The sequence below is a fragment of the Paenarthrobacter sp. NPDC089322 genome (genome assembly GCF_040684895.1).
In the GTDB taxonomy this organism is placed as follows: domain Bacteria; phylum Actinomycetota; class Actinomycetes; order Actinomycetales; family Micrococcaceae; genus Arthrobacter.
On sequence record NZ_JBFBGW010000003.1, the window covers coordinates 205,882 to 218,817 of the forward strand.

Consider the following 12,936-nt stretch of genomic DNA (forward strand, 5'->3'; position numbering starts at 1 on the left):
CCCTAGTGCCTGTCCTGGCGCATGATGAAGACTTCCTTGATCAGCAGCATGATGGCCGCCGCGGTTGGAATGGCGATCAGTGCACCAAGAACGCCCAGCAGGCTGCCGCCGGCGATAACCGAAATGACAGCCACGGCACCGGGCACCGCCACCGCCCGCTGCATGATGCGCGGTGAGATGAAGTAGGCCTCGAACTGCAGGTAGGCGAAGTAGGCGATTGCGTAGATGACGGCGGTCTGCCAACCTGCCGTGAGTGCAACCAGGATCACCCCGACGGCGGCGATCAAGCCACCTACCAAGGGGATGAAAGCCAACAGGGCCACTACGAATGCGAGAAGGACGCTGAAGGGAATGCCCAGGATGCTCATCACGATGAAGGCGAAGAAAGCGTTCAGCAGGGCAACACAGGCTTGGCCGATCACGTAGTTGCCCACGGAATCCGTGATGGCCTCGGAGAGAGCTTCCACGCGGGGACGCCGGGACCGGGGCGCCAGGCGGTACGCCCATTTCTTCATGGACGGAAGAGCAGCCAGAAAGTAGAGGCTGAGCACCAGGACAATCAGCGTGCCGAAGAGGCCGTTGGCAACAGTGGACCCAAAGCCCACCACGCCGCCGAAGATGCCACCCATGGCCTCGGGGTCCTTGACGAATTTGTCCAGCTCCGTCGTGATGCGGTCGCGCACGCCGAATTGGCTGTCCACGGTCCGGAAGAAGTCTGAGTCGAGGAAGCCCCGGATCCATTCGGGCGCCTGGCGCACGATTTCCGAAACCTGTTCAACGATGGTGGGAATCAGGGTTGCGAAGAATCCGGCAACCGCAAGCACCAGCACCGAGACGGATACCAGGATGCCCGCTGGCCGGGGGACCCTGCGGCCTTCCAGCCAGCGGACCACGGGGTCCAGCCCCAGCGCGATGAAGAGCGCGGCGACGATCCACAGGATGAGCTGAGTGGTGTTGCTGGCGATGTAGAAGACCAGGAGGGCCACGCCCACACCGGCTGTCCCCATGAACCCCACATAGAGGGGATGCTGCGAGGACATCCGGGGACCGGGAGCGCCGAAGCCGTTGTCTTCGTCAGCTGCGACCCCTTGTCCCGAGGCATCAAGCCCGTCTTCCGGGGGCATCTCGAAGCGGACACGGGTCCTGGCGCCGGGGATCGGCTGCCTCAGCCTCCGGGCCACGGCAGCAAGGCGTCCCGTCCGCACAGGAACCGTCGCGGAGCCGCCGTCCACAGGGGCGTCCGCTGCGGTTGACCCCGATTCGTCGACGGGATGGGACTCCATGTGGTCTTTCACGCGGTTTTGCTGCCTTTTCTCTGTTGTTTCCCTGCGGATACAGGCGACTGCTTGCCCGGATATCATGATCATCGCCACACTATCAGGAGCCCTGAATCGCGCCTTGACGGCGCCGTTGCGGGGTTTTCGGCGTGTCCGTCGTTGACCGCCGATCTGACTCTTTGATAACAAAACGGTTACCCTTGAAGTTCAACGACCGCTGATGATAGGTGATCCTGTGCGTTTGAAGACTGCAGCCTTGCTGGTGCTGCTGGGCCTGCTGACGATGCTGGCCGGCATTGGCCAGCTGACTTTCTGGGCCCCCGCCGAGACCGTTACGGCCTCGGCACCCGGCGACACGAAAGCCGCCCCGTTGACCGTGATTGACCAAAAGCTGATCGCCCTCCACGAGGGCCCGGTAAAGATCAAGATCCAGGGTGAAGGCAACTTCATCGTCGCCACGGGTCGCCCGGACGACGTTGACGCTTGGGTGGGCAACACCGCCCACAACACCCTGACCGGCGTCTCACAAGACCAGAAGGCACTGGAAGTCGCCTCAACCGATGGCGAAGCGACAGCACCTTCCCCTGTCGGTTCCGATCTGTGGGTCAACACCGAGGAAGCAAGCGGCGAGCTCGACTACACCTGGAATCCGCCGGCAGGAGGCGAGTGGTCACTGCTGGTAGCCGGCGACGGAACCCAGCCTGCGCCGTCGTCGATCTCCATGACGTTCCCCAACAACGCGACGACACCGTGGGCAGTACCGCTCATCGTGCTCGGCATCATCATCATCCTGGCGGGGGCCGCCCTGCCGTTCGTCGCCAAAGCCATCAGCAACCGCCGCAAGGACGACGACGCCGACGGCCCGCGTGGCGAAACCACTGCGCTTCCGGTCCAGCCCCGGGCAGGCGACGCCGGCAATCGCCGGGGCGCCGAGGGCAGCAGCCTCCGCGTCACCGCAACTGCAGCTGCAGTTGCAGCGGCCCTCGTAGGCGGCACTGCGGTGGCCGCGCAGGCTACCTCCACGCCGGAGGCCACAACCAGTTCCTCCGAGTCTGCCCCGGCAGAGGGCGACGCGGCACCGGTCATGCTCGAATCGCAATTGCAGCGCATCCTCGAGCAGGTTGCGAGCACCGTGGACGCCGCCGACGCCGCCAAGGACGCAGCGAAGCTTGCCCCCCGCGTGGACAAGATGGAACTGCAGGTCCGCACCCAGAACTACAAGATCCGCACAGCGGTTTCAGCGTATGAAGCGCGCATGCCGGTTCGTGCCACCAAGCTTCAGAGCAGCGTCATCAGCACAAAGCGGGACTGGCCCCGTACCGTTTTCGCCCTGACCCAGGGCGACGGGAACGTGGTGCCCCAGATCCTGACGCTCGTGCAGCTTTCTCCGCGGGAAAACTACAAGCTGTGGGGCAGTGCCCCGCTGCAGCCGGGCACGAACTTCCCGTCCTTCCCCGTGCCTCGTGACGGAACGGCGGCCGTCGCGGCCGACGATAAGACCGGCTTGGCCTATAGCGGCAACGAGGCCTTGGGGATCCTGGGCGAAATGTTGACGACCCCTGATTCGCCGAACAGGAGCAAGCTGGCCGACGGCCAGTCATCTCCGTACATTGCGGGTGCCTTGACGTACCAGGCGGACACGGTGAAGAACGGAACCAGCGCCAACTTCAAGTTCTCGCACACGCCCGTGACCAACCAGACCGTAGTGCTCCGCACGGCTGACGGGGGAGCCTTGGTTGTGGGCCGGCTCGACTTCGCTTTCGAAGGTACGCCCAAAGCCGCAGGTGACAAGCTCATCCTCGAAGACGATTCCGCCGTCTTCGCAGGCGGCAAGGAAACCACCACCGGCATGGTCCTCAACTTTGCTGAATCGGTGGCTGTCTACATTCCGCCGGCAGGTTCCGCCGATCCCATGAAGCTCGTTGCGGCCACCCGTGGACTGGTGGGAGCCAGCTTCAAGTAGGCATACCGTTGGCAGGGCAGCGGCTAGAGTGGACGGTATGAGTTCGCCCGGATACCGACCCACTCCAGCCGCTGCCAGCCAGCTCAACCTTCGCGGCGCCGTTGACCTTTCGTCGTTGCGCCGCCCGGCTCCCGCCCAGTCGCCACCCGCTGCCGGTCCAACTGAGCCGGGCACACCCGGTGGAGCCGACGCAGGGCGGGCGCCCCTTCGTGTGGATGCCACCGAAACCAACTTCCAGGATCTCGTGCAGTTGTCGGCGCAGATCCCCGTGCTCTTCCTCCTCTGGTCCCGTTACGCGGCCGAGTCGCCGGCCGTCCTGGACGCCGCCGAACGGGTCGTCAACAGTTACGGCGGCCGTCTGGTCCTTGCCGCCGCTGACGTCGACTCCTTCCCGCAGCTGGCGCAGGCGTTCCAGGTCCAGGCCGTGCCCACGGCAGTCGCCGTCGTCAAGGGGCAACCCGTACCCCTCTTCCAAGGTCCCGCCGATGACGAACAGATCCGGGGCTTGGTTGACGAACTCCTCAAGGTTGCCGCCGCAAATGGCGTGACCGGCAGCATCGGTGACGCCGCGCAGGAGGGCGAAACCGAACCGGCCCCGTTGCCGCCGTTGCACCAGGCAGCCGTGGATGCCATTGAAGCCGGCGATTACGCGGGCGCAGCAGCTGCCTACAAGCAGGCCCTCCTTGAGCAGCCGGCGGACACCGAGGCCAAGGCGGGCCTTGCGCAGGTGGAGCTGATGGCGCGGCTGGAGAAGCTCACCGCACCGGAGGCCGAGAGCCTCCGCGAACTGGCTGCTCAGGAGCCGGACAACGTCCAGGCCCAGCTTGGTGTAGCGGACCTGGACATTTCCGGAGGCCACATCGAGGACGCTTTCAACAGGATCATCGCCTTCATCGGCCGCAATTTCGGTCCCGAGCGCGAGACGGCCCGTGTGCGCCTCCTCGAACTGTTCGAGGTCGTCGGCACCTCCGACGAAAGGGTTGCCAAGGCGCGCCAAGGCCTTGCGAGGGTCCTGTTCTAGTGCCCTCCGCGCTCTTCACCCCGCTCCGGCTCCGTTCGCTGACTGTCCCGCACCGCGGCTGGGTTTCGCCGATGTGCCAGTACAGTTGCCATGCGGAAGCGGGCGAGGGTGTCCCGAACGACTGGCATCTCATGCACCTCGGCTCCTTTGCCGCAGGGGGCGCCGGCCTGATCCTGACCGAGGCAGCAGCCGTGAACGCCACGGGCCGCATCAGTCCGTTGGACGCCGGGCTCTACACCAGGGAGCAGGCAGCCGGCTGGGAGCGGATCGTGCAGTTTATCCACCGGTACGGCGCGGTGGATTGCAAGGTCGGTGCACAGCTTGCCCATGCAGGCCGCAAAGCGTCCACCTACTGGCCGTTTTCGGAGCGTGCCGGCTCCGTGCCGGAGTCCGGCGGCGGTTGGGTCACCGTGGCGCCGACGTCCCAACCCTATGACGGGTACGCCGCGCCCAGGGCCATGACGGAAGAGGACATCCGAGGGGTCATTGCGGACTTCGCGGCGGCGGCCCTGCGGGCAGTCGAGATCGGATTCGATACCGTGGAGATCCACGGCGCGCACGGATACCTGCTGCACCAGTTCCAAAGCCCCCTTATTAACACCAGAACGGACGGTTGGGGCGGGGATGAGCACGGACGTAACCGCCTGATGCTCGCGGTTGTTGAGGCGGTAAGGAACGTTATTCCCGACTCCATGCCGCTCATGCTGCGGATCTCGGCGTCGGATTGGGCGGAGGGCGGAGTGGACGTCGAAGCGTCTGTTCGTCTGGCCCGTTCGGCGGCCGAGCGTGGAGTGGACCTTGTTGATGTCTCCAGTGGCGGTGCAGTGGCGCACCAGAGCATTCGGCCGGTGCCCGGCTACCAGGCGGGATTTGCCGAACGAGTCAGGCACGACGCCGGTGTCCCCACCGGGGCGGTGGGCCTCCTCACCAGCGCCACCCAGGCGGAGGACATCGTGGCAAACGGGCGGGCGGATTCTGTGTTCATGGCCCGCGCGGCGCTGCGGGATCCGCACTGGTGGCTGCGTGCTGCTTATGAGCTGGGCCATGACATTCCCTGGGTTCCGCAGTACCAGCGGGCCATCCCGCGCCACGGCTTTTAGGACCTCCGCCGCCGGTGTTGGGCGCAGCTAGGCTGGACCTATGACGGAACCAAGCCACAAGCCAACGCCATTGCCCGCGCCCCCACAGCCGGGCGCGTATCCGCAACCCCCGGCCGCGCAAGACGCACCATCCGGAAACGGATTGCCACAGCAAAAGTCAGCTCTATCCATCCGTGGCCTGGCCAAGAGGTTCGGCGGGAAAATCGCCGTCGACGGACTAAGCCTGGAAGTTCCTTCGGGCTCTTTTTTTGGCATGGTCGGTCCCAACGGGGCCGGAAAGACGACGACGTTGTCCATGGCCACCGGGTTGCTGAGACCCGATTTCGGGACAGCGCTGGTCCACGGCGTGGACGTCTGGTCAGCTCCCCTGGAGGCCAAGAAGCTGATGGGCGTCCTTCCTGATGGGGTCCGGCTTTTTGACAGGCTGACAGGTGAGCAATTGGTGACGTACGCGGGATTGCTCCGGGGAATGGACCGTGCTGTCGTGGCCAGCCGTGTCGCCGAGCTGCTGGCGGCCCTCGACCTCGAAGGTGATGCCGGATCCCTGGTGGTCGACTACTCGGCCGGGATGACCAAGAAAATCGCACTGGCTTCCGCGTTGATCCACGCCCCGCGCCTCCTGGTCCTGGATGAGCCCTTCGAATCGGTGGACCCTGTCTCGGCCGCCAACATCAGGGGCATCCTGGAGAGCTACGTAGCTTCCGGCGGAACCGTCATTGTGTCCAGCCACGTGATGGACCTCGTGCAGCGGATGTGCAGCCACGTGGCAGTCGTTGCCGCTGGACGGCTTCTCGCAGCAGGCTCCGTGGAAGAAGTACGCAACGGAACCACCCTTGAGGAACGCTTCGTCCAGCTGGTAGGCGGCGGACACCGGACGGAAGGGTTGGAATGGTTGCGCACCTTCTGAGCCTGAAGTGGCGGCTGCTCCTCAACGGGTTCAAACGCAGCCCGCTTCAATTGATTGGCATTGCGCTGGGGTTGCTGTACGCCCTCGGCATGCTGTCCCTCTTCGTGGGTGGGTTGGTGGCCTTGCGTTGGGCTGACGCCGACCTTGCCCACACCGTGGTTGTGCTTGGAGGGGCAGCGACGATCCTGGGGTGGGCGGTCATTCCGCTTGTAGCGTCAGCGGCCGATATGACGCTTGACCCTGCACGCTTCACGACGTTTGCGGTTCCACCAAGGCAACTCCTGGCCGGGCTGGCACTGGCCGGTTTCATTGGCATTCCCGGCGTCGCCACCGTGATCGCCGCATTGGGGACAGTGGGCACATGGTGGCGCAGTGTTCCAGCAGCAGCAGGAGCCTTCGTAGGTGCCTTGCTGGCAGCCGTGACATGCATTGTCTTGTCCAAAGTGGTGACTACAGCTACCGCAGGCCTTGCGTCGTCGCGACGCTTCAAGGATGTCAGCAGCATTGTGGTCTTTGTCCCCCTGATGCTGATGGGCCCCATGATGGTGGGGATCGTTGACGGAGTCCGGGGCAGCGTTGACTACTTGCACATGCTTGCACGGACCGTGGCCTGGACGCCGCTTGGTGCCGCGTGGGCACTCGGCGGGGACATGGAACGGGGGGACTACGGAGGGGCCGGCCTTAAATTCCTTATAGCCGCGGCCACCATCGCTGCCCTGCTCCTGTGCTGGCACGTACTGTTGCAGAAGGCACTCGTGACTCCGCCGTACTCCGGGGGAGCTGCCAGGAAGGGTGGAAAACCGGGGCTGTTCGGCGTCGTGCCGCCCACGCCTGCCGGCGCTGTCGCGGCGCGGGCGCTGATCTACTGGATGAAGGATCCGCGCTATGCGGGCTCGCTGGTGGTCGTCCCCTTGCTGCCTGTCATCTTCTACTTTGGCGCATCCCAAGACGGCAACTATGGATTGCTGATGTTCCTGGGGCCCCTGACTGCGTTCATCATGGCGTGGTCGATTTGCGCTGACGTCTCCTATGACAACACTGCCTTTGCGCTCCATCTCGCCGCGGGTGTCCGGGGCGTCGATGACCGGCTGGGGCGGGCCATGGCATGCCTGGCCATCTCACTTCCCGTGGTGCTGGTTTTCACGGTGGGGCCCTTGTTCGTGACGGGTGATTGGATTTGGCTGCCAAACCTCCTGGGGCTGTCAATCGGCACCCTTTTCACCGGCCTCGGACTGTCGTCCGTCATTTCGGCGCGCTACAACATCGCTGTTCCGTTGCCGGGTGACAGTCCTTTCAAGAAGCCGCCGGGAAACGTCGCCCAGACGCTCGCCGTACAAGGGGTGGGGATGGGAGCACTTGCCCTCTTGTTGCTTCCCGAGATGACACTCATCGCTATGCAGCTGTGGGGCGGTAACCCTGGGGCAGGGTGGATCAACCTTGCAGCAGGTCCGGTGTTGGGCGTTGCCCTCTTTGCGGCGGGCGTCCGCCTCGGTGGCCGGTGGCTCGACGCCCGGGGGCCCGAGATGTTCGCGCAATTGAGCGTTAACCGATGAGGCACATCATCGAACCAACAAACCCCGTAACAACCATGCGCTGTATATAGGACATGGGATAACCTCAAGCATAAATCCAGTAGCGACAAAGAAAGGCCGTGACGATGGAAGTTGTCATCCTCCCCGGTACCAAGCAGATTGGTGCACTGGCTGCGGATGCCATAGTGGCACTTGTCCGCCGCAAGCCCAATGCCGTGTTGGGCCTGGCAACAGGTTCCTCGCCTTTGCCGATTTACGATGAACTGGCCCGGCGCTATGAAGCGGGAGAGGTGGATTTCAGCGAGGCGCACGGTTTTGCCCTGGATGAATATGTTGGACTTCAGGCCGGCCATCCCGAGTCCTACCGTGAAGTTATCCGGCGCGAGTTCACCAACAGGGTCAACATCAAGCCCGGGAATGTCCATGGTCCGGACGGCGCTGCAGGGGACCTCGAAGCTGCGTGCGAGGCTTACGAGCAAGCCATCAAGTCGGCTGGTGGTGTTGATCTCCAGATCCTCGGCGTCGGCACGGACGGACACATCGGCTTCAATGAACCCGGCTCGTCCCTGGCATCCCGGACGCGCATCAAGACCCTGATCGAGCAGACGCGCAAGGACAACGCACGCTTCTTCGACAGCATCGACGACGTGCCCCACCACGTGGTTACGCAGGGACTTGGTACCATCATGGACGCCCGCCATGTGGTGCTGGTGGCTACCGGTGCCCAGAAGGCCCAGGCTGTGCGCGATTTCGTGGAAGGGCCGGTTGCTGCCATCTGCGCCGCATCGATCCTCCAAATGCACCCGCATGCCACGGTCTTGGTCGATGAAGCGGCCGCATCCTCACTGAAGCTGGCCGATTACTATCGCCACACTTACGACAACAAGCCGGAGTGGCAGGGACTCTAGACGGTAGGATGGATGCCATGACTACGCTTCCTCCGGATCCATTCGACAACGACCCCATGCGCGAGCTTTCCGGAGCCGGAACGTCCACTGCCACCATTGAGCGCGAGGAAACGCGCCAGGAAGTGGAACCCGGCGACCGTGAGCGGTTTGCGCACTATGTCCGCAAGGAAAAAATCATGGAGTCGGCGATGACCGGCGAGCCCGTCATTGCCTTGTGCGGCAAGGTCTGGACTCCCGGACGCGATCCGAAGAAGTTCCCCGTGTGCCCGGAATGCAAGGAGATCTACGATGGCCTCCGTCCAGGTAACGACGGTGGCAAAGACGGCGGCCCGGGCAACTCCAAGTAGTGGGTGGGAAGAGAGCACAGGTCCCCACCGATCGTCACCGCATAGCTGTCCGTGGCCGCGTGCCCGGACAAACGAGGCTATTTTTCGCTGCCATCAGGCCGGGGGAGTCCGCATGACAGAAACACTTTTTGGTGGTCCATCCCTGCCTCCGGCGTACCCGGAACGCGCTGCGTGGGGGACCGCCCCCAAGCTCCGTGCCTGGCAGCAGGAAGCGCTGGACCTCTACATGACGCGCAATCCGAAGGACTTCCTTGCCGTGGCTACGCCTGGTGCAGGTAAGACGACCTTCGCCTTGCGCATTGCCACCACACTGTTGGACAGCGGTGTGGTCAACCGGGTCACCATCGTGGCCCCCACGGACCACCTCAAGCGGCAGTGGGCTGACGCCGCTGCGCGTGTCGGTATTGCGATCGACCCCAACTTCAAGAACTCCGATGGCCAGCATGGGCGCGGCTTTGTGGGTGTCGCCGTAACCTACGCCCAGGTTGCCAGCAAGCCGATGCTGCACCGCGCAAAGACCGAAGCTGCCCGCACCTTGGTGATCCTGGATGAGATCCACCATGGTGGTGAGGCGCTTTCCTGGGGCGATGGGTTGCGGGAGGCTTTCGATCCCGCCGCGAGGCGTTTGTCCCTGACAGGTACACCTTTCCGTTCGGACACTTCGCCCATTCCGTTCGTCGAGTACGCCGAGGACCGTGACGGCATTCGCCGGTCGAAGGCCGATTACACGTATGGCTACGGCAATGCGCTTCGTGACCACGTGGTGCGCCCTGTTCTTTTCATGGCGTACTCCGGCCAAATGCGTTGGAGGACAAGCGCAGGTGACGAGATGGCGGCTTCCCTCGGGGAAGCCGCAGTCACCAAGGACATCACCTCGCAGGCATGGCGGACCGCGTTGAATCCGGCCGGAGAGTGGATCCCCGCGGTCCTTGCCGCTGCGGACAAGCGACTGAGCGAGGTTCGCCGCACCGTGCCGGATGCCGGTGGATTGGTCATTGCCACGGATCACGAGGACGCCCGCGCCTACGCCGGACAGCTTAAGAAGATCACCGGCCAGTCACCTACCGTCATCCTGTCGGACGATTCCAAGGCTTCCAGCAAGATCGAGGAGTTCTCGGCCGGGGACAAACGGTGGATGGTCGCCGTTCGGATGGTTTCCGAGGGCGTCGACGTTCCGCGCCTTTCCGTCGGCGTCTATGCGACATCCACCTCGACTCCGTTGTTCTTTGCCCAGGCCGTGGGCCGTTTTGTCCGTGCCCGGAAAAGGGGAGAAACGGCGTCGGTCTTCCTGCCGTCCGTACCACCGCTGATGGTGCTGGCGAACACGATGGAGGCCGAACGGGACCATGCATTGGACCGGCCGGAGAAGGATGAGGACGGGCTCTTCAACCCCGAAGAGAACCTGATGGCCGAGGCCAACCGGGAGGACAAGGCCTCGGACGAGCTCACCAAGGGCAAGTTCGAAGCCCTCGATTCCCAGGCCTCCTTCGACCGTGTCCTGTTCGACGGCGGCGAGTTCGGCACGGGGGCCGATATCGGCTCCGACGAAGAGCTGGACTTCCTCGGTATCCCGGGACTCCTTGATGCCGAGCAGGTGGGTACCCTCCTGCGCCAGCGCCAGCATGAACAGCAGTCACGCAAGAAGCGCCAGTCTCCCTTGGCGGCCGCAGCCTCGCCGGCTGTCCCCGACCACCGCATGCTGATGGACCTGCGCAACGAACTTGCGAAGAACGTGGCGGCATGGTCCGCACGTACAGGAACCCCGCATGGAGTTGTTCACACCAAGCTTCGTGAACTGTGCGGCGGCCCTGCAGTGGCCCAGGCAAACGAGGAACAACTGCAGGCCCGCCTGCGGAAGTTGCAGGACTGGTTTATCGGCCGGAAGTAGCCGGCGTCAGTCGCGTTCGACCTCGACGCCGGCAGCCTCCATTTCGTCGTAGGCCTCAGTGAGGTCTTCGGCGATTCCGGCGGTGAGTTCCGCGATCACCGTGGTGGTGTATCCGGCCTGCACGGCGTCGAGGGCCGTGGCCTTGACGCAGTAATCGGTTGCCAGTCCCACGACCACTACCTCTTCGACGTCGTGGCTCTGCAGCCAATCATCCAGGCCGATCGCGTTTTCATCGAGGACCTCGGCAACGGCAGCTCCGGCTTTCAAGTCGCCTGACGGTACGTCGTCTTCCGGTGCGAGCACGCCCTCAAATCCGGAGTACGCCGCTGTGTACTGTCCCTTGCGGAAGTACGCCTGGATGTACTCGGGGTCCAGGTCCTCGTGCAGTTCGGCACCCTTGGTGCGTGCCCGGCAGTGCGGCGGCCACGAATCAACCATGTCGGGCGCGTCCGAGAAGTGGCTGCCCGGTTCGATGTGCCAGTCCTGGGTCGCCACGATGTGGTCGAAGTGCTGCTGGTTGGCATCGACGTATTCCGAGATGGCGCCGGCAACGGCAGCGCCGCCTTCGACGGCGAGGGCGCCGCCCTCGCAGAAATCGTTCTGGACATCGACGATGATCAGGGCCCTGGACATCAGTTCTCCTCGTAGATGGTGGGGATTGCCGCTTCGCCTCGCTGGAGGCGGTTCACGACGGCGGGCAGTTCCGCCATGCTGGCCGCGTGGCGTTCCTTGGCACGGATGACGCCTTCGGGACCTGTCCAGCCGGGCAGCAGTTCACCGTTCTTGACGAATTGCTGCAGCAGCGGGCGGTCGTTGCCGTCGTCCTCGGGCCGGTGGCCGATTCCCACGATTTCCTGGGTGGCCGTGCCGTGCTCGTTGAGCTTCCGGAGCGCATATTTGCGTCCACCGACGCTTGCCTTGTTCTTGGCGGCCTTCGCGACGGAGATGAATTCTCCGTCGTCATTGGTGCGGCTGACCAGTTTGTACACCATGCTGGCGGTGGGTGCGCCGGAACCGGTGACCAAGGACGTGCCTACGCCGTAAGAGTCCACGGGTGCTGACTGAAGCGCGGCAATGGCGTACTCGTCGAGATCCGAGGTCACCACGATCCGGGTGTTCACGTTGCCCAGGTCATCGAGCAACTGCCGGACCCACTGCGCCTGGGCGACGAGGTCGCCGGAATCAAGCCGGACGGCACCCAGTTTGTCCCCGGCGAGTTCCACGGCCGTACGGACGCCGGCTTCGACATCGTAGGTGTCCACGAGCAGTGACGTCCCCGGGCCGAACGCAGCAATTTGTGCTTCAAATGCCTCGCGCTCGGTGTCGTGGAGGAGCGTAAAGGAGTGGGCGGCGGTCCCCACGGTCTTGATGCCGTAACGTCGTCCGGCTTCCAGGTTGGAGGTGCTGGCAAAGCCGGCAATCACAGCGGCGCGGGCTGCCGCCGTCGCGGATTCCTCCTGGGTGCGCCGGGAGCCCATCTCGATACACGGGCGGCTGCCGGCCGCGGAGGTCATCCTCGAGGCTGCCGAGGCAATGGCGCTGTCGTGGTTGAGGACGGACAGGATGTATGTCTCCAGGATGCAAGCCTCGGCGAAAGTGGATTCCACAATGAGGATGGGGGAGTTCGGGAAATAGGCCTCGCCTTCGGCGTATCCCCATATGTCGCCGCTGAATTTGTAGTTGGCGAGGTAGTCCAGCGTTTCCTGGTTGACCACCTTGTTCTGTTCCAGGAACGCAAGCTCTGCATCGCCGAAGCTGAAGTCGGCGATGCCTTCCAGAAGCCGCCCGGTTCCGCCTACGACGCCATAGCGGCGCCCGTCAGGCAACCGGCGGGCAAAGGCTTCGAACACGGAACGGCGGTGTGCGGCACCCGAGTGAAGGGCGGCCTGCAGCATCGTCAATTCGTAGTGGTCGGTGTACAAGGAAGTGGCGGGGTGGTCCCAAGACGTGGCTCTACTCACGAATTCACTCTAGTGCGAGCCGCCATAGAATG

The 12,936-nt window shown here is 64.0% G+C and carries 11 protein-coding genes; 8 read left to right on the forward strand and 3 right to left on the reverse strand.

Going from position 1 to position 12,936, the window contains the following annotated elements; all coding sequences use genetic code 11:
- Positions 1-2 precede the first annotated feature (2 nt).
- A complete protein-coding gene (locus tag AB0N65_RS04930; protein WP_364158483.1) occupies positions 3-1,295 on the reverse strand; it encodes an AI-2E family transporter in 1,293 nt (430 codons plus the stop codon).
- Positions 1,296-1,497: 202 nt separating this feature from the next.
- Here AB0N65_RS04930 and AB0N65_RS04935 point away from each other — a divergent pair, with 202 nt between their 5' ends.
- From AB0N65_RS04935 to AB0N65_RS04970, 8 genes are all read left to right on the forward strand, one after another.
- Entirely contained in the window at positions 1,498-3,240 is a 1,743-nt protein-coding gene (locus AB0N65_RS04935) for a hypothetical protein (protein WP_364158486.1), read from the forward strand.
- 37 nt (positions 3,241-3,277) lie between these two features.
- On the forward strand, positions 3,278-4,261 hold the full coding sequence (locus AB0N65_RS04940; RefSeq protein WP_364158489.1) for a tetratricopeptide repeat protein: 984 nt from the start codon (positions 3,278-3,280) through the stop codon (positions 4,259-4,261).
- On the forward strand, positions 4,261-5,361 hold the full coding sequence (locus tag AB0N65_RS04945) for an NADH:flavin oxidoreductase/NADH oxidase (protein WP_364158492.1): 1,101 nt from the start codon (positions 4,261-4,263) through the stop codon (positions 5,359-5,361). The genes AB0N65_RS04940 and AB0N65_RS04945 overlap by 1 nt, the downstream gene beginning before the upstream one ends.
- A 40-nt stretch (positions 5,362-5,401) precedes the next feature.
- Positions 5,402-6,268, forward strand: a complete 867-nt coding sequence (locus tag AB0N65_RS04950) for an ABC transporter ATP-binding protein (protein WP_364158495.1) — start codon at positions 5,402-5,404, stop codon at positions 6,266-6,268.
- Positions 6,250-7,821: a transporter gene (locus AB0N65_RS04955; RefSeq protein ID WP_364158498.1), complete on the forward strand. Its 1,572-nt coding sequence runs from the start codon at positions 6,250-6,252 to the stop codon at positions 7,819-7,821. Before AB0N65_RS04950 ends, AB0N65_RS04955 begins: the two co-directional genes overlap by 19 nt.
- A gap of 104 nt (positions 7,822-7,925) precedes the next feature.
- The gene (gene nagB, locus AB0N65_RS04960; RefSeq protein ID WP_364158861.1) at positions 7,926-8,708 is read left to right on the forward strand and encodes a glucosamine-6-phosphate deaminase; all 783 of its coding nucleotides are present in this window, start codon (positions 7,926-7,928) and stop codon (positions 8,706-8,708) included.
- 8 nt (positions 8,709-8,716) lie between these two features.
- Positions 8,717-9,055, forward strand: a complete 339-nt coding sequence (locus tag AB0N65_RS04965) for a DUF3039 domain-containing protein (RefSeq protein ID WP_364158501.1) — start codon at positions 8,717-8,719, stop codon at positions 9,053-9,055.
- 112 nt (positions 9,056-9,167) lie between these two features.
- Positions 9,168-10,943 (forward strand): DEAD/DEAH box helicase, encoded by a 1,776-nt coding sequence (locus tag AB0N65_RS04970; protein ID WP_364158504.1) that lies wholly within the window; start codon positions 9,168-9,170, stop codon positions 10,941-10,943.
- A 6-nt stretch (positions 10,944-10,949) separates the two neighbouring features.
- Here the strand turns inward: AB0N65_RS04970 and AB0N65_RS04975 are convergent, their stop codons facing one another.
- Both AB0N65_RS04975 and AB0N65_RS04980 read right to left on the reverse strand, forming a co-directional pair.
- Complete coding sequence (locus tag AB0N65_RS04975) at positions 10,950-11,576, reverse strand: isochorismatase family protein (protein WP_364158507.1); 627 nt, start codon at positions 11,574-11,576, stop codon at positions 10,950-10,952.
- Positions 11,576-12,904 carry a nicotinate phosphoribosyltransferase gene (locus AB0N65_RS04980; protein ID WP_364158509.1) on the reverse strand — a complete coding sequence of 443 codons (1,329 nt, stop codon included), beginning with the start codon at positions 12,902-12,904 and terminating at the stop codon, positions 11,576-11,578. The genes AB0N65_RS04975 and AB0N65_RS04980 overlap by 1 nt, the downstream gene beginning before the upstream one ends.
- Between the last annotated feature and the right edge of the window lie 32 nt (positions 12,905-12,936).

Coding starts and splice junctions, on each gene's coding strand:
- AB0N65_RS04935 (WP_364158486.1), top strand. CDS start 1,498: ATGATAGGTGATCCTGTGCGTTTGAAGACTGCAGCCTTGCTGGTGCTG.
- AB0N65_RS04940 (WP_364158489.1), top strand. CDS start 3,278: ATGAGTTCGCCCGGATACCGACCCACTCCAGCCGCTGCCAGCCAGCTC.
- AB0N65_RS04950 (WP_364158495.1), top strand. CDS start 5,402: ATGACGGAACCAAGCCACAAGCCAACGCCATTGCCCGCGCCCCCACAG.
- AB0N65_RS04955 (WP_364158498.1), top strand. CDS start 6,250: ATGGTTGCGCACCTTCTGAGCCTGAAGTGGCGGCTGCTCCTCAACGGG.
- nagB (WP_364158861.1), top strand. CDS start 7,926: ATGGAAGTTGTCATCCTCCCCGGTACCAAGCAGATTGGTGCACTGGCT.
- AB0N65_RS04965 (WP_364158501.1), top strand. CDS start 8,717: ATGGATGCCATGACTACGCTTCCTCCGGATCCATTCGACAACGACCCC.
- AB0N65_RS04970 (WP_364158504.1), top strand. CDS start 9,168: ATGACAGAAACACTTTTTGGTGGTCCATCCCTGCCTCCGGCGTACCCG.
- AB0N65_RS04975 (WP_364158507.1), bottom strand. CDS start 11,576: ATGTCCAGGGCCCTGATCATCGTCGATGTCCAGAACGATTTCTGCGAG.